The following is a 24,219-nucleotide window of genomic DNA, read 5'->3' on the forward strand; positions in this document are numbered from 1 at the left end:
ACCCTTCACGGACTCTGAGTCTGTGAAGGGACCCTTCACAGACTCAGAGTCCGTGAAGGGTCCCTTCACAGACCTCTACACCGACTTTGCCGGAACCCTGGCCCGCGGCATGTTCCCGACGATCCTTGCTGTCATACCAGCCGACGGTTGACTTCTGGGACGAGCTTGGGCACGAGACCCCTGTCTGCGGTTTGTATGAAGAGGTCCCTCAGGAGGAGTTCCCGCATTGCCCCTTGCTGGGCTGCCATGAGACGCGCTGCTCTGTCGGCATCCCCGGCTTTTGCCGCGTCAAGGAGCTCCTCGAAGAACTCGAGAACGAGCCGCTGTCCGTCTGGTAGCGACACCACCAGTCCGCGCATCCGTATGGACTGTCGCCATAGCATCGCGGCGACGTCACACACGGCACGGTTGGGGCATCGATCCATGATGAGCTGCCACACCTTGCGGGTGCAATCGAAGAACGGCATACGGTCGCCGATGACCCTTCGGGCCTCCGCGACGATCGACTCGAGAGCCTCAACATCCGCAGTCGTGAACACCTTCACGGCACGCCGCACCATATCGCTGTCGATCAGCTGACGGAGTTCGTAGAGGTCACTGGCGTCCTGTGCGCTGAGCTCGGCTATCACCGTCCCCCGCCTGCGTCGAACCTCGAGCAGCCCTTCGCGCACTAGCTGTGCGAAGGCTTCACGAACCGGTGATCGGCTGACGCCGAGAATGTCGGCAACCTCGTTCTCGCTCACCCATTGGCCGGGAGACAACGTACCGTCGAGAATTCGGCCATTGACCCAGTCGAACACGCGGTCTGAGAGTGCGGGTGGACGGCCTGTGCCGGGAAGACGCGGATCGAGATCGAACACAGACGCATGGTAACAGCCCTGGCCATACAAGCTGGCATTCCAGTGGGCAGTGCGCGAGTCCGCCGCAGGTCCATGATCTGAATTCGTTCCGGTCGGCCCTGTGCAGCGGCGCAACCGGGCGGTCGTTTCGAGGCGGACCGGAAGGTGGCATCCGGCGGGAACGTCTGCCGGCGCGGCCCTCTGTCGGCTCAGATTCGATCAGCGAACGCGGATCTGCCCTCAGGTCACCACCCCTGGACGTCGGCGGCACGTCAGGAGGGGAGCCGTTGACATATCCCTGCTTGTATTCTAGCTTACACGCCAAGTGACCCAGACCACGTTGGCGACCCACCCCCGCGGCTTCGGAAGCGCGTCAGCACGTGATCAGAGGACCCGGAGGACCACATGAAACTCCACGAAGAGTTGATGCGACGCCTTCTGCCGCGGCCGAAGGCGGATCGCCGCCGCTCCCGATCCTTCGCACTGGTTCTCGCCGTCGTATCGACGATGGTGACCATCGCGGCCTGCGGGACCGGCGGAGCCGGCGGGGGCGATCGGGAGACGCTCACGATCGCGATCGGTGCCGAGGCGTTGCCCAACCCTGCCTTGGCCACGACCAAGAGCGCATGGAGCGCCGTCTCCTACAACCTGGTGTACGAGCCTTTGATCCGCCAACTCCCGAATGGCAGCCTTCGGCCTGCGCTCGCCGCGGCGTGGGAGTACGTCGACGGCGCTGTGCCGAACACCGTCTTTCAGATGACGCTCCGTGACGGCGCGAAGTTTGCCGATGGCAGTGCGGTGACACCGCAGGCCGTCGCCAAGTGGCTGCAGTACTTCGTCAGGCAGACGGGTCCCCTCGCAGGCGTACTCGGCGCCAACCCGACGTTCCAGGTCGTGGGGTCGAACAAGGTTCAGATCCGCATGACGAGCCCTAACCCCAGCCTTCCGGTCATCCTCAGCGACGGTGGCGGGAACATCGGCCACGTCGTCAGTCCCGCTGGAATCGACAACCCGGACTCCTTGGCCACGGACGCCCACGGAGCGGGCCCGTATGTGTTGGACAGCGCGGGCTCCGTTCGTGGTGACCACTACTCCTACAAGCCCAACCCCAACTATTTCGACCAGAACGCGATCAAGTTCCGCAAGGTCGAGGTCAAGGTGATTCAGGATGCCTCCGCCCGGCTCGCGGCACAGCAGTCCGGGCAGGTCGACGTCGCGATCGGGGACAGCTCGACGGCCGAACCTGCTCAGCAGGCCGGACTCGGAGTGATTACGGCACCGCGCGGTGTCATCGAGATCGTTCTCGACTCCAAGAATGGGCTCGCGCCCGAACTCGCGGACAAGCGAGTCCGCGAGGCGATCAACCATGCCATCGACCGAAAGTCGATCGCGCAGGCACTCCTGGGCAAGGCGGGCATCCCGGCCTCGGCCTTCCTCCCGACGGACGTCACCACCGGCATGGACGCCTTCTGGACATACGATCCCGCGAAAGCCAAGTCTCTTCTCGTCGATGCCGGATACCCGAACGGATTCGAGATGAAGGCCCTGGTGCAAGGGCCTTACTTCGGGCCATTGGGCGAGCCGCTCATGCGAGCGGTGGCACAGAACCTGGCAGCGGTCGGGATCAAACTGAACATCACCTCGTATGCGACTGATCCCGAATACGCCAAGGACGTGTTCGGCAAAAAGGCGCCGGTCTTCACGCTGACGGGACTTATCGCCGACACCCCGACGCTCTACAACACCTACATGGCACCTAAGGCCCGGGTGAACTTTTTCGGCGACGACGAGGTGCTGACCCGAGAGTTCGACGCAGGTGCGCGGTCGCAGGACCCCACCGCGCACTGGACCACGATGTGGCGCCTTTTCACGAGCCAGGCCTATGTCGCGCCGGTGCTCGTCAATCCCAACTTCTTCTACGTGTCGGAGCACATCGCCGGGGCGGAGGCGACCGCGAAGCGTCCCGTAGCGCTTCCGACCGAATGGTCCCGCAAATGAACCGAGGGACATCGCGGCCGACTTCCTCGCCGGGCACCGGCTCGACTCTCGAAGCGGTGGAGTCGACCGCTCGGACGCAGGCGGCTCGTGCCGGGACCTCCGTGTGGCGGCGAATCCTGGACTCGCCGATGACCAAGGTCCTGACACGACGGCTGGGCACGTCCATCGTTCTGATGTTCGTGGTCCCGGCGTTGAGCTTCGTCCTGCTGGCCGTGACGCCGGGTGACCCCGCACGAGCGCTGGTCGGCATTGAGGCATCACAGGCGCAGTACGAGCAGGCCAGGGCAGCACTCGGGCTTGATGAGCCGCTCCCGGTCCAGTACTGGACGTGGCTGAGCAAAGCACTGCAGGGCGACCTGGGCAGCTCGCTTTTCACCAAGCAACCGGTGACCGACGCGATCGGTGCGCGCCTGGGCGTGACCGCCAGCCTGATCGTCGGTGCCCTGGTGATCAGTGTGCTCCTCGGCGTCACGCTGGGGGTGATCAGTGCCGTGCGCGGTGGCGCCGTAGGACGTGTCGTGGACACCGTCGCGGTGGCCGCGTTCTCCATTCCGTCCTTCTGGCTGGGAACCATTCTGGTCGTGGTGTTCGCGGTCGGGCTGCGCTGGTTCCCGGCCACCGGCTACGTCGATCTCGGCGAGTCCCCCGGTGGCTGGCTGGCTTCCCTCGTTCTCCCCGTTGCAGCGTTGGCCACCGGCGGCGTCGCAGCGCTCACGAAGCAGACACGCGAGTCGATGCTCGACGCGCTGGGCAGCGAACACATCCGAATGGCGTGGTCGACCGGAATAGCTCCGAGCTCGATCGTGTTTCGGCACGCTTTGCGGAACGCGTCCCTTCCGGTTGTGACGGTGCTCGGCTGGCTGGTCGTCAGCCTTCTCGGCGGCACCGTGCTCGTCGAATCCGTCTTCTCTCTGCCTGGACTCGGCGGTCTCGCGGTGAGCTCGGCCACGCAGCACGACGTCCCGATGGTCCAAGGCGTCGTCCTGTCGTTCTCGATCATCGTCGTCGTCGTGAACATGGTCGTCGACCTGCTCTACACCCTGCTCGATCCACGAGTGCGCACCAGCTAGCGCCGACGAGCACAACGAAGGAAGGAGCAGCTCCGTGACCGACGTCGCCGTCAACCCACCACCTGCGGCAGAGTCGCCACGCTTCGTGAAGCGACTTCTCCGCAGGCGCCTCGCGCTCGCGTGCTTGGCATACCTGGCGATCGTGGTCCTCGTCGCGATCGTCGCTCCGATTCTCCTGCCCGATGCCGCAGGGCAGCAGGCAGGAGATCTCGCCCTCGTTCGTCAGGGACCGAGCGCGGAGCATCTCCTCGGAACCGACACCCTCGGGAGGGATGTGCTGACCCGGCTCCTCGTCGGCACCCAGGTCACCATCCTCGGGGTGGTGGAGGGGCTTCTCGTGACGGCTCTCCTCGGTGTACCGCTGGGTCTGCTCGCCGGTTATTTCGGCGGACGAGTGGATCGCGCGGTGATGTGGGGCGCCGACATCTTCCTCTCCATCCCGGCCATCGTCGTCGTCCTGATGGTGCTCTCGGTGTTTCGGCAGAGCATGCTCGCCGGGATGATCACTTTCGGTGTCCTCGTCTCACCGGCCCTCATGCGCGTCGTCCGCTCCGCGGTACTTCCGATCCGCAACGAGCTGTACATCTCGGCCGCTCGGGTGGCCGGACTGTCGCGCACCTACATCCTGACCCGCCACGTGCTGCCGCGGGTCGCGGGCCCGATCGTGGTGCAGCTGTCGCTGCTGGGGGCACTCGCGCTCCTGGTGCAGACAGGCCTCGCGTTCCTGGGCCTCCTGGTGGAGGCACCCGCGCCGAGCTGGGGCGGAATGGTTGCGGACGGAGCCAAGGTGATCGTCCTCGACCCGTGGTTGATCTGGCCGCCGGGAATCGCCATCGCCGCCAGCATCCTGGTGTTCGGCCTGCTGGGCGACAGTGTCCGGGACGCGATGACCGAGGCCTGGGCCTCGCCGGTCGCACGGCGACGAGTGAGCAACTCGAAGGCGGGCGAGAGCCGCGAAGATCCCGAGCGCACAGGATCGGAGGCCCTGCTGTCGATTCGCGGTTTGGCGGTCTCCTTCCGGCGGCCCGGCGGCTCCGCTGTTCAGGTGGTTCGGGACGCGGAGCTGGACATCAAGCACGGCGAAGTCCTCGGCGTCGTCGGCGAGTCCGGTTGCGGAAAGAGCGCGACCGCGATGGCTGTGCTGGGTCTCCTCCCCAGCGGGGGCGCGATCGACGGCGGCAGCATCCTGTTCGAGGGCCGGGATCTCGCCTCGCTGAACGAGAACGAACTCCACGACATCCGCGGGCGCGGCATCGGACTCGTCTCGCAGGAACCCATGGTCGCGTTCGATCCGACGTACCGGGTGGGCTGGCAGATCGGTGAGGTGGTCCGCTGTCACCACGGGTCCCGGATGAGCCGGCAGGCGGTGAAGGACTATGTCCTCGAGCTGTTACGTCAGGTGAACCTGCCCGACCCCGCCTCGGTGGCTCGCCGGTACCCCCACGAACTGTCCGGCGGCATGGCACAGCGGGTCGCGATCGCCCGCGCGCTGGCCGGCGAACCGAAGCTACTCATCGCGGACGAGCCGACGACCGCACTGGACGTCACGGTGCAGGCCGAGATTCTCGATCTGCTCCGCACCCTTCGCGCCGAGCGCCGAATGGCGATCCTTTTGATCACCCACGACTGGGGTGTGGTCGCGGACATCTGTGACCGAGCCGTCGTTCTCTACGCCGGTGAAGTCGTCGAGCAGGCCGCGCTGGGTCCGATCGTCGCCGAACCGCTGCACCCCTATACCCGAGCGCTCCTCGCCACCAACCCCCAGGGCCGCCACACCGGACGGTTCCTGCCGACGATCCCCGGGACCGTGCCACGGCCGGACGAATGGCCGCAGGGGTGCCACTTCCGGACGCGCTGTGACCTGAGCACCCCCCAGTGCGCGGCTCAGCCGGTCGAGCTGGAAGAGATCGGCGACGAACGGAAGACGCGCTGCATCCACCACCACGTGTTGCGGAAGTGACGAGCCCATGTCGACAGTTCCTCAGGATGACCCGATTCTCACGGTCAAAGACCTGACCGTGGTGTACGGCGCTTCGAGAAAGCGCGCGACCCGCGCCGTCGATGGCATCAGCCTGTCCGTACGTCCACGCGAAACGATCGGTATCGTCGGCGAGTCGGGCTCGGGCAAGACGACGCTGGGACGGGCCGTCCTCGGTCTCACACCGGTGACGGCAGGGATGATTCTGTTCGAGGGCGAAGACATTACCCGAGCCGGCTACCGTCGTCGTCGGGCCTTGAGTTCGCGCCTTCAGGTCGTCTTCCAGGACCCGTACAGCTCACTGAACCCCACCCGCACCATCGGGCAGACGCTCGCCGAGTCGTTGAGACATCACGGGTCTTTGAGCCGCAACGAGATCAAAGACCGCGTCGGCGCCATGCTGGAGCGAGTCGGACTTCCCGCGGATTCCGCGGCGCGCTACCCCGGCCGGTTTTCCGGCGGCCAGCGACAGCGGATCGCGATCGCCCGCGCCCTGATGCCGCAGCCCCGCCTCGTCATCTGTGACGAAGCCGTCAGCGCGCTGGACCTCTCGGTGCAGGCCCAGATCCTGAATCTGTTGCGGGAGCTGCAGGACGAGTTGCACTTGAGCTACCTCTTCATCGCTCACGACCTGGACGTCGTTCGCTTTCTGTCGGACCGGATCCTGGTGATGTATCGGGGCCGGGAGGTCGAGCAGGGCCCGGCCGAAAAGATCTACAACGAGCCGGCGGATCCCTATACCCGGGCTCTGCTCGACGCAGTTCCCGTGCCCGATCCGGAGCGGCAGAGAATCCGGCGCGAGGCGCGATGGAACCGGCGGAAACAGACCGCCTAGCCGCTCGGTGCGCAGCCGGCACAACACGAATGGGCAGATCTCTCTACACGACGGAAAGAAGCGGGTGGAGTCAGATGACTGACAGTTGGGACGTCATCGTTGTCGGGGCTGGGTCGAGTGGTTTGGCGCTCGCCGCGCGGCTGGCCGACCGGGGCGCACGGGTACTGATCACCGAAGCCGGTGCTGACTTCCGCAGCGATGCCCTGCCCACGGAGTGGCGCTCACCGAACCCGATCAATGGATTCCTCTCTCACACCAGAGACGAGTACCTGTGGACAGAGCTGCGGGCGACTCGGACGGAGTTGCAGGAGCCATCGCTGCTCTGGAGGGGACGGGGGGTCGGGGGAAGTTCGATCGTCAACGGTCAGATCGCCATCCGTCCACCCGCGGAGGATTTCGACGAATGGGCCGAGGCGGGCTGCCCGGGATGGTCCTACGCCGAGGTCCTGCCGTACCTGTGCCGGCTTGAGGATGACCTGGAGTTCGGGGGCGAGAGCTTCCATGGGGCAGGTGGGCCGATTCCGATTTACCGCCACCCGGTTTCCGCGTGGGGCGCGGTTGACAAGGGTCTGCGGGCGGCGGCTCTCGAGCACGGATTCCCGTGGATCGAGGACGTCAATGCGCCAGGCGCGACAGGCGTGTCGCCCTACCCCATCAATTCCCGGGACCTTCGCCGCGTCACCACGAACGACGGCTATCTCGAGCCGCGTCGTGGGCTGGCCAATCTCAAGGTCCGAGCCAAGGCCTTGGTGGACTCCGTCCTCCTGCGCGATGGCCGGGCCGTGGGGATCCGTGTCGCCGACGGCTCGCAGGTGGAGGCCGGTCAGGTCGTCCTCGCAGCGGGGGTGATCGGATCGGCCGAGATCCTCATGCGCTCGGGGATCGGGCCCGCGGCCGCACTCCGCTCACTCGGAATCCCTGTGGTCCAGGACCTCCCTGTGGGACAGAACCTGCAGGACCACCCCGTCCTCCGCCTCAGCCTTCCGCTCCGCCCCGAGCTCGCGGCCGGTCGGGAGGACCGCCACACCAACTGCTGCGTGCGGTACTCGAGCGGGCTCGACGGTCCGGCCAACGATCTGATGATCGTCGCGATGAACCAGAACGTTCTTGCCCTGCAGGGCGCCGACACGCGGGCGGGATCCGGAGCCGTCGGGGTCTGGCTCAACCGGGCGGACTCGACCGGGGAAGTGACGCTCGTGTCCCGCGACCCGCGGCGGAGCGCGCGCGTCCGCGAGCGCATGTTGTCCGATGAGACAGATCTGAAGCGAATGCGGCTCGGCGCACAATTGCTGGTCGATTTGCTCGGATCACCGGCCTTGAAAGACATCTGCGCCATCGATCCCAGGGACGTGAATCGCGATTTCATCGAGGCGGCCGCCGGAGGGGCCTCGGTGAACGACGTCCTGCTACGGGGGGTCTCAGATGCGCAGCACGGGACCAGCACCTGCCGGATGGGAGCCGCAGACGCCGGGAACGTCGTGGTCGACCCTGATTGCCGCGTACTCGGTATCGACCGACTCAGCGTCGTCGACGCCTCGGTCCTGCCCTTCGTTCCCGGGGCCAACACCAATCTCGTCGCGATCATGCTCGGCGAGGTAATGGGCGACCGGCTCACCCTGTGAGCCGAAGGGTAGGACCGGAAATTGTCTGAAGACGTCCCTGGAGAGCCGCGTTGAACGTGCTACGCAATCTGGTCGGTGGCCGATGGGTCACCGGTTCTGAGTCCGACACACTCGAAGTCGTCGATCCGGCGACCGAGAAGCCTCTCGCTCTGCTGCGGTCGAGTTCGCCGCGGGACGTGAGCGCGGCGGTGGACGCCGCCCGCGCCGCAGCTGCGACATGGTCGGCAACACCCGTGCGGGAGAGGGTCGAGGCACTTCTGCATGCCGCCGATGTCCTCGAACGGCACGCGCCGGAGATCGCGGAGACAGAGCAGCAGGATATGGGGCGGCCGGCCGCTGTCGGTGAGTCGTGGATCCGGGGTGCGATCGCCGGCTTTAGGACGAACGTCGACTTGGCCCTCCAGTACCCGTTCCGCAAGGTCAGCGAGGATCTGTCGACGACGGTCGTGCGGCGCCCGCTGGGTGTCGCGGCGGTGATCGCGCCCTGGAACTTCCCCGCGAATATCATCCTGGGCGCCCTCGGTCCGCTGCTCGCGGCGGGCAACACCGCCGTCGTCAAGCCGTCGGAGAAGGCGCCCCTCTCCGCCCTGCGCATCGCTGAGCTGATCGATCTTCCCGATGGCGTGGTCAACGTCGTCCTCGGCGGCGGTCCGACCGGCGCGGCACTGAGCGCGCACCCTCTCGTCGGGCTCACCCACTTCACCGGCTCTGTTCGATCGGGTGCCGCGGTCGCGAGCGCGGGGGCTCGACAGCTGCACCGCGTCGTCCTTGAGCTGGGCGGCAAGGATCCGGCGATCGTGGACGACGGCGTCGACGTCGCCGCGGTGGCGCGCGACGTGGCCCGGGGCGCGTTCACCAACACCGGGCAGATCTGCACGTCGATGGAACGGATCTACGTGCACCGAGCCGTGGCAGGGGAGTTCGTCACCGAGCTGACCGCCGTCGCCGCCGACGCACTTCTCGGCCCGATGGTGGATAGCGCCCAACGCGAGATCGTCGTCGCACACGTGCAGGAGGCCGTCGCACAGGGAGCCGTCGTCCGCACCGGTGGCATCGTGCCGGACAGGACCGGTTACTGGTACCCGGCAACTGTGATGACCGACGTGACAGACGAAATGCTGATCATGAGAGAGGAGACGTTCGGGCCAGTCGCCCCGATTCAGGTCGTCGACGACTTCGCGCAGGCGGTGGCGAAAGCGAAGCAGACGCCGTACGGGCTGGCGGCCACCGTGTACACCACCAACCCCGCACACTCCGCCCTCGCGGCCCGTGCGATCCCCTCGGCGATCACGTGGGTCAACCGATGGCAGGGCGCCGGGTCAGGCGTCGTGTACGAGCCCGCAGGGATCAGCGGGATGACCGCCATGGGCCATTTCGCCGCTTACGACGCCGCTACCCGGCCGGCCAGTGTCATCGGGTCGGTGGAGACGCATCGCTTCTGACCGGCGTGTGAGCCGGCCGGCAGGCGGCTCACACGCGCGACCACCACGGCGCGTCCTCCTGGGCGCCCGCCGAGCCAGTGAGGTGAACACGATGACCGGTCGCGATCTCGTCGCGAAACCATCCGACTACGAATCCTTCCCCTACATTCGACGCACGCCGGATTTCCCCGCCCACGAGCTCGTCTCGCCCGGTCATCGGCGCAGCACGTACGCCGCCGACCTGTCCGATGAGCAGGCGGACCGAGTGAACCGGTTGCTCGGGGGGCTGGTGATCAGTTTTCACGACCACCCCCAGCTGCTCCCGGTGGATCCGTCCGAGTTCTTCCCCTACCTGAGGTCGCGGCGTGAGTTCACCGCGTTCACCGAGCTTCGGAGCGCCGGGCTCACCGCGGTGTTCGACAACCTCGTCGGCACTTTCGGCGCGAGCACGACGGCCGGAGGGAAGTGGGACGACGTCACCACCGCGCTGGGGATGCGACTGGCCGACCTGGCCCATCGGGACGATGTCCTCGTCGTGCGCCGCGCGCAGGACATCCTCGACGCGCATCGCGACGGGAAGCTGGGTTTCGTTCTGGGCACGGAGTCCGCGAGCATGATCGAGAACGAGGTGGACCGGCTCGACATGCTGTACGGATTCGGAGTCCGCCAGATGGGCTTGGTCTACGCCGACTCCAACACCTTGGGAAGCGGCCAGAAGGAGGCGCGGGATGCCGGTCTGACGACGTTCGGACGCAGAGCAGTTGAACGGATGAACGCGCTGGGCATTCTCATCGACGTGTCACACGCGAGCGACCAGACCTCCCTCGACGCGATCGAGGCGTCGTCCGCGCCCATCGCCGTCACGCACGCCGGCGCTCGTGCGGTCTGGCCGACGCCCCGGATGAAGTCCGACGACGTGCTGAAGGCTCTCGCAGAGCGCGGCGGCGTCCTTGGCCTCGAGGCGGCCCCGCACACGACGCTCTCGGCCGAGCACCGCACTCACACGATCGAGTCGGTCATGGACCATTTCACCTACGCAGTGGAACTCATGGGAATTGAGCACGTCGCCTTCGGGCCCGACGCCATCTACGGCGACCATGTGGGACTTCACCAGGTCATCAACTCGCACCTGGGCCTGGCACGGATGCTGGACTCCGGCGACCTGCAATACGAGCGTGTGTCACACGTCGACGGCATGGAAAACCCCACCGAGAGCTTCCGCAACATCGCGGGCTGGCTGGTCGAGCACGGTTACCGCGACAGCGACATCCAGGCCGTTCTCGGCGGCAACATCCTCCGCCTGGTGAAGCAGGTGTGGCGGTGAGCAAGGACGTCAACGCGCGCATCACAAAGGCCTTCCATGCCAACCTCGACCGCGCGCTCGAACTCTCGCACGACATCAACCGGCACCCCGAGCTCGGCTACGAAGAGCATCGCACCTCGGCTGTGCTCATTGACGCTCTGCTGTCGCTGGGTGACTTCCGGGTCGACCGCGGTGCAGGCGGGCTCCCGACCGCTTTCACCGCCTCGGTCGGCACGGGAGAGCTGGTCATCGGCGTGTGTGCCGAGATGGACGCATTGCCGGAGATCGGTCACGCCTGCGGGCACAACGTCATCGCCGGTGCGGCGGTCGCCGCCGCGGCGGTCGCCGCCGCGGCCGCGCTGGCGCCGTTCGCCGACGAGCTCGGTGTGACCGTGAAGGTGTTCGGGACCCCGGCCGAAGAGATGGGCACCGGCAAGCGGCAGCTCCTCGACCGCGGGGTCTTCGACGGAACACACGCCGCGATGCTGGTCCATCCGGCGCTCAAGGACATGGTCACCCCCGAGATCCGGGCCTCGCGGTCCTGGCGTGTTTCGTTCGCCGGCATCGGTGGTCACGCCTCACGTCCCTGGAGCGCGCTGAACGCGGGGGATGCGGTGGTGGTGGCCCAGACGGCGATCGGGCTGCTACGCCAGCAGCTGCGCGATGGCATCAGGGTTCACGTCATGACCCGCGGCGCCGGGGCGTCGGTGAACGTCATCCCGTCCACCGCGACGGTCGATTGCATGATCCGCGGTGATTCTCTGGAGCAGGTCGACGAGGTATGGGCGCGAGTCGAGAGGTGTTTCGCGGCGGGGGCGGTTGCCACGGGGACGACGCATGAAGTCGAGGGGCTGATGAGCTGGCCCGAGTTTCGCCATGACCCGGACCTCGCCGAATTGTTCACGCTGCACGCGCAGGCTCTCGGTCGAACGTTCCCCGACTACGACGATCGCATGCTCGGATCTACCGACATGGCGGAGGTGTCACTGCGGATTCCGGCGCTGCACCCGGTGCTGTCCTTCGGCTTGGCGCCAGATCAAGGCAACCATACGGCTGCCTTCGCAGCTGCGGCAGGTGCGGCGGATGGAGACGCCGTCGTGCGTGACGGCGGGCTGGCCATGGCCCTGACCATTGCCGACGCCGCGGCCTCGGTGCCCCTGCGTGCCCGGCTGCTGGGCCGAAGCTGAACGACCTCACCCGGTTTGCCGGGTGCACACTCCCGCGCACATTGTGGCTGGCGGTTCGGTACTTCGGACGAAATGATCAATCTCGTCGTGCCGGATGAGCCGGATCATGCGCTATCCGGACCACGCCGAGCTGCTCGCCGGTCGCGCTCTGCCGCACGGTCACCGGCCTCCTTCGCCGTGTTGACCCGAGAACCCGAGTGTCCACTCGGGACCACGAGGAGCGGAGGCCCCGCTCCTTTACGGCATCAGGCGGTAAACCCTGGGGACGTCGCGGCCAGATCCGTTGCGTCGGTGTCAGAGTTCATCGGAGCGACGAAGACGCGTGGCACCACACCAGGCGCGGGAGACACCAGGGTCGGATGGCGAGCAACGTCCCGATGCCGGCGATCGGATAGCCAGGCGTGGCCGAACTCCCGGTCCAGCACCGCCATCGGACGCTCGGCGAGCAGACTAGACCTGAACATGAACTCGAATACGGTGTATGATCCCGGCAATGGCCAGGTCGCTCGGCACGATCGGCGCGGGAGCGTCGATGCCCGGTCTGAGATTTAGTGTCATCGCCAGCGCCCCCAGCTGGACATCGAGCACTGGAGGAACCACATGACCGGACCCTCGTGCTCGACCGGCAAGGGCGGGGGAGGTGGTGGCCTCGCGCTGACGTCGACCACGGAGGCGGCCGCGGCCGTGCCGGCGGCTCTTGTCGGCGACGCGCCGAACGCAAATGGTCTGACCTCCACGTTCCACCTCCGGCAGGGTGTCAAGAACGTACAGGGCAACCCCCTGACCGCCGGCGATGTCGTGTGGTCGTTCGAGCGGAAGTGGAAGGCAGAGGGGAGTCTCCGGCCGACCTGCTTCTCGTCCTCGGTCACCGAGCCGGCCAAGCAGCTCAGGAAGATCGACGACCGCACCGTCGCGATCACAGTGACGGAGGCGGGCTGTCCCGCCGGGCGTGAGTCCACGGAAAGGGAGAAAACTCGATGAACGGTTCTCAGCTCTTCTCGCTCGCCGACCGTGTCGCTCTTGTCACGGGCGGGTCCAAGGGTATCGGCCGAATGATCGCCGAGGGGTTCGTCGCCCAGGGCGCCCGGGTCTATATCGCGGCGCGGACGGCCGCGAAGTGTGAGGCCACCGCGCAGGAACTGTCCGAGTTCGGTACGTGCTTCGCGCTCCCTGCGGATTTGTCGACTCGAGAAGGTATTGACGACCTGGTGCGAAGACTGCGTGAACGTGAGTCCTCGCTCGACATATTGGTCAACAATGCCGGAACCGGCACTTTGGCGGCGTTCGACGACGTCACGGACGAGGAGTGGGATGCCACGGTCGATCTCAACCTGAAGTGGCTGTTCTTCCTGACCCAGGCACTCGCGCCGGACCTGCGGGCGGGTGCGTCGGCTGAGCGTCCGTCGAAAGTCATCAACATCGCGTCGATCGATGCCGTCTCGGTCAACCGGCTCGATATCGACACCTACGCCTACCACGCGAGCAAGGCAGCCGTGGTACATCTGACCAAGCAGCTCGGCGTCAGGCTCATCAGGGACCATATCGTCGTGTCGGCGATCGCTCCCGGGGCGTTCGTGTCTGATCTCAACCGCCGTGCGCTGGACACGCCTGACGAACTCGCGGCCATCATTCCGGCGAGGCGCATCGGCACGCCGGAGGATCTCGCGGGAGGTGCTGTCTTCCTGGCGTCACGAGCCGGAGACTACGTGGTCGGCGAGACGCTGGTGATCGACGGCGGGTTCAGCATCATGCGATGAGCCCGCCGCACCGACCTGGGTACAGAAAGACCGCACGCTCCGGGAGAGAACATGGTCGAATTCGTGGATCAGGCTGCCGTCCGATCGGTTGCCGATGCGATCGGTGCGGCGGTGGCGGCGGCCGACGTGGAAGCGCTGCGGGCGGTATATGTACCCACGGCCCGTATATGGACCAACCTCGAACTCCGCGACCAAACCGTCGAAGAGAGCCTCGCCTCCCTCGGTCCGCTGTTCGCCGCCACCGTGTCGCGAGGGTACGACGGCGTGCACCTGACGCCCACTCCGAGTGGTTATGTCAGTCAACACGATTTCGTCGCACTGCTGCATGACGGCAGCGAGGTCCGCATCCCGATCTGTGTCGTCGTGACGCTGGCCGGCGAGCGGGTCGCACGTATCGAGGAGTACATCGAGTCCGGGGCGGGTGCCCCCTTGTGGGCGGCTATCGCAGCTCGCAAAGCCGGACCGACGGTTGCGTAGACGCCGTATGCGGCTGAGGCGAACTACGCGATCCGAGGGGCCTCGATCTTCCCGGGCAGCTGCTTGGTGGCTTGGTCTGCGCTGCTTGCTGCCGGTTCAGGTACCCGGTGTGGACCTCGCTGGGGGTCTTGCAGTCGAGTCCTGAGTGGAGACGTTCGCTGTTGTAGCGCAGTTCTCTATATGCGGCGATATCCGCGATGGCCTGTTTTCGTGTTGTGTAGATCAACTCGATGGACTCGCTCGTTCTTGAGGGCGCTGAAGAATGATTCGGCCACGCTGTTGTCGCAGCAGATTCCTGTGCGGCCGGCGTGGTCGCGCCGGTACGTCTTCAGGTCGACGGGTTTGTCGGGGTAACGGCAGGGCCCCGGCAAAGTTGGTCGGGGGCCCGGCAGCGGGCGATGCGGAGGTGTGTGCGACCACCTCGTGGCGTGCGCCGGACCGGTTTCGGGTCCGTGAAGGGACCCTTCACGGACTCTGAGTCCGTGAAGGGTCCCTTCACGGACCTCCACACCGACTTTGCCGACACCCTGGGGGTAACGCGGCCCGGGCGGGCGGCGGGGTGACGATCGGCCTTGGCTGCAGGACACATGTCAGGTGGTGCTTCCTGGCGTCGCCGGGTCAGGGCGGATGGACAGACGCCTGAACATGAACTAAGATTCAAATTCAAGCTCGCGGAGAGGACCGTTTCATGGGCGTGTTCATGGGCGTGGTGGGACTTCGAGCAGTCGTATCCGGCGCGGCGATCTCAACGCCGAGCCGATCCGTCTCGACGGGGGCTCCGCGTCGCGCCGCGCCGACCCATCAGACCTCGACACCCCAGACGGAGATCAAAACACGATGACCAGTCGCGACGCAGGGACCGTCTCGACGGCGCGCACCCCGATCGGGCGCGCCTTCAAGGGGGCATTCCACGACGTCCCGCTCCAAGATCTGGCTGCCTGCGCTGTCGCCCAGGCCCTCGAGCGCACCAACCGGTACCGCGCTCAGGATCCCTGGTTCCAGCGGGCAGGTATCCCGATGGACGTCCCCGTGCTGCACACGGCGGAGATCGTCGGCGAACGCCACGGCGTGAGATGCGATGCGCAGGACGAGTACGCGCACTCGTCGCAGCGCGGGACGGCCGTGGCGCAGGCCGGTATCGGTGCCCGGGTCGTCGGCCACGTGCTCCGCGAGGGCCGTCGGCGTGGCGAGCGCTATGCCGTCGTCACGATGTGCGTCGAGGGTGGCGTCGGTGCCGCCGGCTTTTTCAAGAGCTTCTGATGGCGCAGGTGGCTATGTCTGCGCTCGCTGGGGATCCGGCCGCGTCCAATCTCGTCGCTCTGCTCTGGGACGTCGCCGAGCGTGATCCCGAGCGGCTGGCGATCCACACGGCTACCTCCGAGCTCTCGTTCGCCGAGTTGCGTCGCGCGGCTCAGGGTGTCGCAGGTGCTCTTCGAGAGGCCGGTGTCGCGCCGCTCGACCGGGTCCTGCTCGTCTGCCCGACGATCGCGGAGTTTCCGATCCTGTACTACGGGATGCTCTCGGCTGGGGTCACCGTCATCACGATGAACACGATGTCGACGAGCTCGGAGATCACGCACGTGCTCACGGACGCCGAGCCAAGCCTGGTGATCGCCTGGACCGGCGCGTCTGCGGCCGCCCGAGAGGCAGCGACGGGGGCCGGTGTGCCGTTTTGGGAGGTCCCCGCCGGCGCCAGGTTCGACGCGGACCCTGTTTCGACGCCATGGGCGTACGAGCGTGACGACACGGCGCTGATCCTTTACACGTCCGGTACGACCGGCAAGCCGAAGGGCGCACAGATCACCTCGGGGAACCTCGTGGCGAATGCGGTCGACTTTCCGCAGGTCTCGGGTTTCGGGCCCGACGACCGTGTGGGCACCGCGCTCCCGCTGTTCCACGTGTTTGGTCAGGCGGCGGTCATGAACACGACCTTGGCGGCCGGCGGATCGATGTTCCTCGTGGACGGCTTCGACCCGATCGTCATGCTCGAACTGGCGCGAGACCAGCGGCTCACGGCTATCGCGGCTGTTCCGACGATGTGGGTCGCGATGGTGGGTGCGGCCGCGGCATTCGATCCCGCCGACTTCACGTCCATGCGCTTCGCGGGATCAGGAGGTGCGGCGATCCCGCCAGAGGTCCAGCGCGCGTGCGAGCGTGTCTTCGGCTGCGACATACGCGACGGGTACGGACTGTCCGAGACCACGGGGGTCGTGACGTTCAACGACGTCTCGCGGCCCCGGCGCCCTGGCTCGGTTGGCTGTCCGTTGCCGGGAGTGCAGATCGAGATCCGCAGCAGCGGCGAGGTGCTCGGCGTCGGCGACGTGGGCGAGATCCACATCCGTGGCGACAAGGTGATGAAGGGTTACTGGAACCGACCGGCGGAGACGGGGGAGGCACTGGTCGAGGGCTGGCTGAGGACAGGTGACCTCGGGAGCCTTGATCCGGACGGCTATCTGAGCATCGTCGGACGGGCCAAGGAGCTCATCATTCGAGGCGGCTACAACGTCTATCCGCGAGAGGTCGAGGACGTGCTGTACGACCATCCCGACATTCTCGAGGCTGCGGTGCTGGGGGTGCCGGACGAACGTCTCGGCGAGGAGGTGGGGGCGGTGGTCGTGCTGAGGGAGGGTGCCGAGCTGGACGTGGATTCGCTCCGGCTGTGGGCCAAGGAGCGGCTCTCGGCCTACAAGGTCCCGCACGTGGTCGCCTTCACCGATCACCTGCCGAAGGGGTCCACGGGCAAGATCCTCAAACGCGAGATCGACCCGGCCATCCTGCGCCTGTAGTCGCCGAGAGACCTCTCTCCGGCATGAAACTGATGAGAATTCATAATGAAAGGATCGCCATGGAGTTCTCCCACAGCGAGCGGGGCATGGAGTTCAGAGAGAAGCTCCAGGGCTTCATGGACGAGTGCGTTTATCCTGCGGAGGCCGTCTATGCGGCGCAGATGGGTGCTGCCGGGGATCCGAATCACCACCCGGCCATCCTGGAGGACCTGAAGGCCGAGGCCCGCAACCGTGGTCTGTGGAACCTGTTCCACCCCCATGCGACGGAGGGCGCGGGGCTGTCGAACGTCGAGTACGCTCCGCTGGCGGAGATCCTCGGTCGCAGCTTCCATCTGGCTCCCGAGGCGACCAACTCCAACGCCCCTGACACGGGGAACATGGAGATCCTGTCGATCTTCGGCACCGACGAGCAGAAGGATCGCTGGCTCAAGCCCTTGCTCGCGGGCGAGATCGCTTCGGCATTCGCGATGACCGAGCCGGCGGTGGCCAGCTCCGATGCCACGAACATCCAGCTCCGGATCGAAGCCGATGGTGAGGACTACGTGCTCAACGGGCGCAAGTGGTGGATCTCGAACGCACTGCACCGTAAGTGCGAGGTGCTCATCGTGATGGGCAAGACCGATCCCGACGCGGAACGTCACCGCCAGCAGAGCATGCTCGTGATGCCGATCGACACGCCCGGCATCACGATCGTCCGCGGCCTGCCTGTCTTCGGGTACCAGGACAGGGTCGGACACGCGGAGATCCTGTTCGAAAACGTGCGTGTGCCGCGGTCGGCGCTGCTCGCCGGCGAGGGTGACGGCTTCATGATCAGCCAGACCCGGCTCGGGCCGGGGCGGATCCACCACTGCATGCGGGCCATCGGGATGGCCGAGAGGGCGCTCGACCTGATGATCGATCGTGCCTCGAGCCGGGTCACTTTCGGTCAGCCGATCGCCCAGCGATCCAACATCCAGGATTGGATCGCGGAGTCGCGCGTGGAGCTCGAGATGGTCCGCCTGCTGACGCTCAAGACGGCCTGGCTGATGGACACGGTCGGGAACAAGCGTGCGCGGACCGAGATCGCGGCGATCAAGGTCGCGGCCCCGAGCGTGGCGCTCAAGGTGGTCGATCGCGCCATCCAGGTCCACGGCGCCGGGGGGCTGTCCGATGACTTCCCGCTGGCCGGCCTCTACGCCGAACTGCGCACACTCAGGCTCGCGGACGGGCCGGACGAGGTGCACAAGCGGACGATCGCTCGTCAGGAGCTCAACCGGCGCGCGGCCGTCGTCGCGGGAAGGTGACGGCGCCGAGCGCGGCAGCGTACGCTGACCCGTAGGTGAATCCGAGTTCGACAAAGGTGGTGGCGCGTGGCGCGCGAGAAGGACGTGGTGGTCGAGGGCGTTGATGCGATCGACCAGGTCGGTTCGCTGATCGACGACTCGATGAATGTGCGGGACCTGCCCACCACTCCGAGAGGTCGCCGGACCCGGGAATCGCTGGTCGCGGCCGCGCGCGTGGTCTTCGAGCGTGATGGCTTCCTGAACGCTCGCCTGGTCGACATCACCGCTGAGGCGAGTTGTTCGATCGGCACCTTCTATACCTACTTCGAAACCAAGGAGCAGATCTTCGCCGCCGTCATCGAGGCCGCACGCCACGACATGCTCCATCCCGGCATGCCGCATCTGGCCGACGAGGAGGGCCCGGCCGCTGTCATCGAGGCGAGCAACAGGGCCTATCTGCTGGCCTACCAACGCAACGCCAAGCTGATGTGGCTCATGCAGCAGGTCTCGATGATCGATCCGGAGTTCGAGAAGCTCCGTGCGCGCAGCGCGATGCGGTTCGGCGAGCGGAACATGCGCCGGATCAAGCTCCTCCAGGAGAAGGGGTTGGCGGACCCTTCGATCGACGCCGAGCTGGCGGCGAGGGCTCTGTCCCTCATGGTGAGTCGTATCGCGTTCGAGGTCTTCGCTCTGGGGGAGGGGCCACGGGACCTCGAAGATCTGGTCGAGACGTGCACCAAGCTGTGGGTGAACGGCCTGAAGATCACGAGCTTGAACTGAATTCGAATTCAGATTTACTGGTAGACTCGGCTCATGTCATCTTCCGGTCCCCGCGCTGTCCGTCTCGCGGCACGTCCTCATGGGCTGCCCACCACCTCGACCTGGTCGGTCGAGGGCATCGCGCTCGATCCGCTCGCGGACGGCGAGTTCCTCGTCAAGGTAAGTCACATCTCGGTGGATCCGGCGATGCGGGGCTGGCTGCGAGATGTTCCGTCGTATATCGAGCCAGTCGCCGTCGGCGACATCATGCGAGCCAACGCCATCGGCCAGGTGGTCGAGTCGCGCCACGCCGGCTTCTCGGTTGGTGACGCCGTCGTCGGACTGTTCGGCGTCACCGAGTTCGCGGTCAGCGACGGTACCGGCGTCACGCGAGCGCATCTCGACGTCGCCGATGCACCCACCTGGCTGGGAGCGCTCGGCATGACGGGCCTGACCGCCCACCACGGGCTCGCCCAAGTCGGACAGCTTCGCGGTGGCGAGACCGTCCTGATCTCTGCTGCCGCGGGTGCGGTCGGAAGCGTCGCGGGCCAGCTGGCCGCGGCCAAGGGATGCCGGGTGATCGGGCTTGCGGCGGGCGAGGAAAAGGCGCGTTGGCTTCGGACGATCGGATTCGACGAGGTCATCGACTATCGCGACGACGACCTCGCCGCGCGCATCGGCGCGGCGGCGCCGGAGGGGGTCGGCATCTTCTTCGACAACGTTGGCGGCGCGGTCCTGGACGCAGGCCTGGCGAACCTCGCGCGGGGTGCGAGAGTCGTCATCTGCGGCGCCATCTCGCAGTACAACGAAGAGGGGCCGGTTGCCGGGCCCAGCAACTACATGGCGCTGCTCGTGCGCCGAGCGCGCATGCAGGGCTTCTTGGTCTTCGACTATCCAGCGCTCGACGAGGCGGCCATGGCAGACCTGGTCGAGCTTTACCGGTCCGGTCGCCTGATCGCCCGGGAGACCGTCATCGACGGAACGGTCGACGACTTCGGCGACACGCTCCTGCGGCTGTTCGACGGCAGGAATACCGGAAAGCTTGTGCTGAAGATCAGCTGAGGACCCGCCGGGAGCGAGGCCAGGGGTACCCGTTCCCGGCGACGGCCCAAGGTCACAGCAGACTCGGGTCGAGGTCCACGAGCGTGCTCTCGAGCCGGCCCAGTTCGTCGATCCTGGCCCGGTTGGTCGCGAGTTCGATCCGGATGAAGTGCGCGGCGGCGAGCCGCTTGCCCGCGTGATAGGGCTCGTCGTGGTGACGAGTGCTCAGCGCGACATCGAGCCAAACCCACGCGACGACGACGTGCCCGAAGGCTTCGAGGTACGTCGAGGAGCGCGACAGTGCCACAGCGCGATCCGGGTGCTTGAGAAGCGAGTAGGTCGTGTGCAGGAGCGAGTCGAGGGCTTCCTCCACGAGCGACGAGAGTTCGCCCCAGTCCTCGTGCCTGGCCCGCGCCACCGTGGCGCGGACCATCTCTTCGAGATGGCGCAGCGCTGCGCCGCCCTCAAGCGAGATCTTGCGGCCGAGCAGATCGAGCGACTGGATTCCGTGGGTGCCCTCATGGATCGGGTTCAGGCGGTTGTCGCGCCAAAGCTGCTCGACCGCGAAGTCTCGGGTGTAGCCCGACCCACCATGGATCTGGATCGCGAGATCGTTGGCGACGAGGCACCACTGGGCCGGCCAGCTCTTGGCAATCGGCGTCAGGAGTTCGAGCAGGAGGTGCGCACGGTGCGGATCGTCGCCGAACCGCTCCTCGTCGAGCAGCCGTGCGCAGAGCAGCGCCAGGGCCAGGCCGCCCTCGACGTAGGACTTCGACATCAGGAGCATGCGTCGGACGTCAGGGTGCTCGATGATCGCCACGGGCGGCGACCCGGCGGCCGACCCCAGAGCGCGCCCCTGGACCCGTTGTCGCGCATAGTCCAGCGCCTGCAGGTAGCCGGAGTAGCCCAGGGCCACGGCGGTCGTGCCGACAGCCAGCCGTGCCTCGTTCATCATGTGAAACATCGCCGAAAGGCCACCACCCTCCGCGCCAACGAGGTAGCCGACGGCACCGCCGCTGTCGCCGAAGGAGAGGACGGCATTGGGGATGCCCCGCATACCGAGCTTGTGGTTCAGCCCGACGAGCGTGACGTCGTTGCGCCGCCCGTCCTGGAGAACCTTCGGCACGATGAACAAGGACAGCCCGCGCACGCCCTGATCGGGCGAGGTCCGGGCCAGCACGAGGTGGACGATGTTCTCGGCGAGTTCATGGTCACCTCCGCTGATCCACATCTTCGTCCCGCGGACCCGATAGGTGCCGTCGTCCGCGCGATGGGCATGCGTCGAGATGTCCGACAGTGACGATCCCGCCTGCGGCTCGCTCAGGCACATCGTCCCGAAGTACCGCCCCTCGAGCATCGGTGTCACCCAGGTGTCGATCTGCTCGCGGTCGGCGTGGGCCAGCAGAAGGTGGGCATTGGCCCGGGTGAGCATCGGGAAGCCGGCCGTCGTCGGATTCGCCGCGGTGAACCAGATGTCGGCAGCCAGGGACACGGTCGCCGGCAGGTCCGCGCCACCGGCCTCGGCCGGAGCGGACAGCTGGGCGAAGCCCGCCTGGAAGTAGGCCGCGAGTGCGGGTGCCACCTCGTCGTGCATGCGGACCACGCCGTCCACGAGCTGTGGTTCCTCGAGGTCGTTGCGGCGGTTGTGGGGTGCGAAGTGCTCGGTCGCCAGTTCCTGCGCGAGGTCGAGGAGGTCGCCGACGAGCTGGCGATCATGACCATCGTGGCCGGTTTGCCGGAGCAGCGACTCGACGTCCAGCCACTCGAACATCAAGTAGTCCAGGTCGCGCCTCGACATCAGGTGCGAGGTCTTGGTTCTCGTCATCGCGCGGCACCGCCCCGAGCGACGTCCGCCCCCGGCCGGCTCACAGATCCTCCGCCCACGGAGAGCTGATCGTGGTCGCGATCCCGCCGTCGACCGGGAGGACGGCGCCGGTGACGTAGCCACTGCCCCGGCCGGCGAGGTAGACGACGGCCGCCGCCATGTCGATGGCGCTTCCGACGCGGCCGAGAGGCGAGCTGTCTTTGATGCGCTGCTCGAAGTTCCGGAGCATCCAGGACATCATCTTGGATTCGAAAGGACCAGGTGCAATGGCATTTACGAGGACGTGCGACTCGGCCAGGTCGCGAGCCATCGCTCGGGTCAGGTGATGGATGGCCGCCTTGCTTGCGGCGTACGCGTAGTTCGGGACGCTGGGCACCACCAACCCGTCGATGGACCCGATGTTGATCACACGCGACGGATCGTCCGGGGTCGCGCCCCGGCGGAGCAGCGGGAGCAGCTGTTGGGTCAGGAAGAACGGCGCCTTGAGGTTGAGTCCCAGCACCTTGTCCCAGGCGGCCTCTGGGTACTCCTCGATGGCGGCACCCCAGGATGCGCCCGCGTTGTTCACGAGCACGTCGATGGAGTCGGTGTGCGTCGACACCAGTCGGGCGAAGCTCTCGCAGCCGCCGGTCGTCGACAGGTCCGCACGGACTCCCATGACCTCGCCGAAGGGTGACAGCTGCCGCGCCGCCGTGTCGCAGTCCTCCTGATGACGTGCGCACAAGATGACCGCCGCGCCGGCGCGCAGCAGTCCTTCGGCGATCATGTAGCCGATTCCCCGTGTTCCTCCGGTCACCACGGCTGTTTGTCCGGGCAGTCCGAACATGCTCGCCAGCCAGTCGGTGCCGCGGGCCTCGTTGATCGTGCGCTCGCTGTTCATCACTTCCCTCTCTGCGGAAGTCAAGGATGACCCGGCAGGGGCAAAGAGTCAAATATGAACTCATATTCATTAGAGCAGTGGCCGGGTGCGAGGTCGCGTCGGACCGCCGGCCCCGCCGAGGAGCGTGTCCTGCAGCTTGACCCGAAGTTCGTGGGGGACGCCGAGGGCAGGCGCGCTCACGAGATCGAGCCGGGTGATCTCGTCCGCGGTCAGGGTGAGGTCGAGGGCGTTCAGATAGCTGCCGAGCTGGTCGGACGTCCGTGGTCCGATGACCGGGATCCAGCCGACCTGGCTTCGGCGACCGTGTTCGAGGAGCCATGCCACCGCGATCTCGCTCGGCCGGGCGTCGTGCTGCGTCGCCATATCGAGGACGGTGTCGAGGACGGCGGTGCGCTGCGCCGAGTTCTCGGTCAGGATCACGTCGCCGATCGTCGTGAGCCGTCCCTCGTCGCTCGAGCGGTACTTGCCGGTGAGCAGCCCGCCGCCGAGGGGTGAGTAGGTGAGCACTCCAAGACCCAGGGCCTCGGCCATGGGGAGCAGTTCTCGATCGGCGGTGCGTTCGGCGAGGCTGTACTCGACCTGGATCGCGCTGATGCCGCTCCAGCCGTGCTGATCGGCGTGGTCCACGGCTCTCGTGGTGCGCCAGGCCGGGAAGTTGGACAGTCCGGCGTAGTGGATCTTGCCGGCGGAGATGAGATCCTCGAAGGCCTTGGTCACTTCGTCGATGGGAGTGACGCCGTCGTCGTTGTGCGCCCAGAGCAGGTCGATGTGATCGATCCGCAAGCGGCGCAGGCTCTGCTCGACCGAGGTGATCATGTTCTTGCGGCTGTTGCCCACGAGCGCGGACGGTCGTGTCGGCTCGGCACCGTAGGTGTACTTGGTCGACACCACGAACCGATCTCGGTCGGCCCCCAGCAGATCGCCGAGAATGACCTCTGACTCGCCTGCCTGATACATGTCCGCGGCGTCGATCATGGTGCCCCCGGCTTCGGCATAACTCTCGAATATGGCGCGGGCCGTGGGGAGGTCCGCGCCGGTCCGAGGACCGAAGGCGGTGCCGAAGTTGCCCGTCCCGAGCGCGAGCTCGGACACGCGAAGGCCGGAACGAAGGCCGAGATTCAGGTGACGCACGGTGTCTCCTAGCTGTCATACGAACGTCATGCGCACTGCCATCGAAAG

20 protein-coding genes are annotated in these 24,219 nt (G+C 66.6%); 16 read left to right on the forward strand and 4 right to left on the reverse strand.

Going from position 1 to position 24,219, the window contains the following annotated elements:
* Nucleotides 1-131: 131 nt before the first annotated feature.
* Nucleotides 132-860: a GntR family transcriptional regulator gene (locus D5S19_RS17735; protein ID WP_147397434.1), complete on the reverse strand. Its 729-nt coding sequence runs from the start codon at nt 858-860 to the stop codon at nt 132-134.
* 384 nt (nt 861-1,244) lie between these two features.
* Here D5S19_RS17735 and D5S19_RS17740 point away from each other — a divergent pair, with 384 nt between their 5' ends.
* The 16 genes from D5S19_RS17740 to D5S19_RS17815 all read left to right on the forward strand — a co-directional run bounded on the left by D5S19_RS17740 (nt 1,245) and on the right by D5S19_RS17815 (nt 20,356).
* Nucleotides 1,245-2,837 carry an ABC transporter substrate-binding protein gene (locus D5S19_RS17740; protein WP_120024460.1) on the forward strand — a complete coding sequence of 531 codons (1,593 nt, stop codon included), beginning with the start codon at nt 1,245-1,247 and terminating at the stop codon, nt 2,835-2,837.
* A 56-nt stretch (nt 2,838-2,893) separates the two neighbouring features.
* Entirely contained in the window at nt 2,894-3,907 is a 1,014-nt protein-coding gene (locus D5S19_RS17745) for an ABC transporter permease (protein ID WP_233574009.1), read from the forward strand.
* Nucleotides 3,908-3,941: 34 nt separating this feature from the next.
* Complete coding sequence (locus D5S19_RS17750; RefSeq protein WP_120024461.1) at nt 3,942-5,867, forward strand: dipeptide/oligopeptide/nickel ABC transporter permease/ATP-binding protein; 1,926 nt, start codon at nt 3,942-3,944, stop codon at nt 5,865-5,867.
* Nucleotides 5,868-5,874: 7 nt separating this feature from the next.
* A complete protein-coding gene (locus D5S19_RS17755; protein ID WP_120024462.1) occupies nt 5,875-6,720 on the forward strand; it encodes an ATP-binding cassette domain-containing protein in 846 nt (281 codons plus the stop codon).
* Nucleotides 6,721-6,794: 74 nt separating this feature from the next.
* Nucleotides 6,795-8,342, forward strand: a complete 1,548-nt coding sequence (locus D5S19_RS17760; protein ID WP_120024463.1) for a GMC family oxidoreductase — start codon at nt 6,795-6,797, stop codon at nt 8,340-8,342.
* Between the two features lie 56 nt (nt 8,343-8,398).
* The gene (locus D5S19_RS17765) at nt 8,399-9,784 is read left to right on the forward strand and encodes an aldehyde dehydrogenase family protein (RefSeq protein ID WP_233574013.1); all 1,386 of its coding nucleotides are present in this window, start codon (nt 8,399-8,401) and stop codon (nt 9,782-9,784) included.
* Nucleotides 9,785-9,875: 91 nt separating this feature from the next.
* Entirely contained in the window at nt 9,876-11,087 is a 1,212-nt protein-coding gene (locus tag D5S19_RS17770; RefSeq protein WP_120024502.1) for a dipeptidase, read from the forward strand.
* Nucleotides 11,084-12,253, forward strand: coding sequence for an amidohydrolase (locus D5S19_RS17775; RefSeq protein ID WP_120024503.1), 1,170 nt, complete (start codon nt 11,084-11,086; stop codon nt 12,251-12,253). Before D5S19_RS17770 ends, D5S19_RS17775 begins: the two co-directional genes overlap by 4 nt.
* Nucleotides 12,254-12,853: 600 nt before the next feature.
* Entirely contained in the window at nt 12,854-13,234 is a 381-nt protein-coding gene (locus D5S19_RS17780) for an ABC transporter substrate-binding protein (protein ID WP_120024465.1), read from the forward strand.
* Nucleotides 13,231-14,010 carry an SDR family oxidoreductase gene (locus D5S19_RS17785; RefSeq protein WP_120024466.1) on the forward strand — a complete coding sequence of 260 codons (780 nt, stop codon included), beginning with the start codon at nt 13,231-13,233 and terminating at the stop codon, nt 14,008-14,010. The genes D5S19_RS17780 and D5S19_RS17785 overlap by 4 nt, the downstream gene beginning before the upstream one ends.
* Before the next feature lie 51 nt (nt 14,011-14,061).
* Nucleotides 14,062-14,487 (forward strand): hypothetical protein, encoded by a 426-nt coding sequence (locus tag D5S19_RS17790; protein WP_120024467.1) that lies wholly within the window; start codon nt 14,062-14,064, stop codon nt 14,485-14,487.
* Between the two features lie 837 nt (nt 14,488-15,324).
* Nucleotides 15,325-15,747 carry a hypothetical protein gene (locus D5S19_RS17795; protein ID WP_120024468.1) on the forward strand — a complete coding sequence of 141 codons (423 nt, stop codon included), beginning with the start codon at nt 15,325-15,327 and terminating at the stop codon, nt 15,745-15,747.
* Nucleotides 15,748-15,761: 14 nt separating this feature from the next.
* Nucleotides 15,762-17,273: an AMP-binding protein gene (locus tag D5S19_RS17800; RefSeq protein ID WP_120024469.1), complete on the forward strand. Its 1,512-nt coding sequence runs from the start codon at nt 15,762-15,764 to the stop codon at nt 17,271-17,273.
* A gap of 59 nt (nt 17,274-17,332) precedes the next feature.
* Nucleotides 17,333-18,556, forward strand: a complete 1,224-nt coding sequence (locus D5S19_RS17805) for an acyl-CoA dehydrogenase family protein (RefSeq protein ID WP_120024470.1) — start codon at nt 17,333-17,335, stop codon at nt 18,554-18,556.
* A 66-nt stretch (nt 18,557-18,622) separates the two neighbouring features.
* On the forward strand, nt 18,623-19,315 hold the full coding sequence (locus D5S19_RS17810) for a TetR/AcrR family transcriptional regulator (protein ID WP_233574010.1): 693 nt from the start codon (nt 18,623-18,625) through the stop codon (nt 19,313-19,315).
* Between the two features lie 33 nt (nt 19,316-19,348).
* The gene (locus tag D5S19_RS17815) at nt 19,349-20,356 is read left to right on the forward strand and encodes an NADP-dependent oxidoreductase (RefSeq protein ID WP_120024471.1); all 1,008 of its coding nucleotides are present in this window, start codon (nt 19,349-19,351) and stop codon (nt 20,354-20,356) included.
* A gap of 52 nt (nt 20,357-20,408) precedes the next feature.
* On the opposite strand, the gene D5S19_RS17820 is transcribed toward D5S19_RS17815, so the two are convergent.
* The 3 genes from D5S19_RS17820 to D5S19_RS17830 form a co-directional block, all read right to left on the reverse strand.
* The gene (locus D5S19_RS17820) at nt 20,409-22,160 is read right to left on the reverse strand and encodes an acyl-CoA dehydrogenase (RefSeq protein ID WP_120024472.1); all 1,752 of its coding nucleotides are present in this window, start codon (nt 22,158-22,160) and stop codon (nt 20,409-20,411) included.
* A gap of 40 nt (nt 22,161-22,200) precedes the next feature.
* Nucleotides 22,201-23,040, reverse strand: a complete 840-nt coding sequence (locus D5S19_RS17825; RefSeq protein ID WP_120024473.1) for an SDR family oxidoreductase — start codon at nt 23,038-23,040, stop codon at nt 22,201-22,203.
* Between the two features lie 69 nt (nt 23,041-23,109).
* Nucleotides 23,110-24,171: an aldo/keto reductase gene (locus D5S19_RS17830; RefSeq protein WP_120024474.1), complete on the reverse strand. Its 1,062-nt coding sequence runs from the start codon at nt 24,169-24,171 to the stop codon at nt 23,110-23,112.
* Nucleotides 24,172-24,219: the final 48 nt, after the last annotated feature.

It is taken from the genome of Amycolatopsis panacis, from assembly GCF_003600245.1.
Classification (GTDB): domain Bacteria; phylum Actinomycetota; class Actinomycetes; order Mycobacteriales; family Pseudonocardiaceae; genus Amycolatopsis; species Amycolatopsis sulphurea.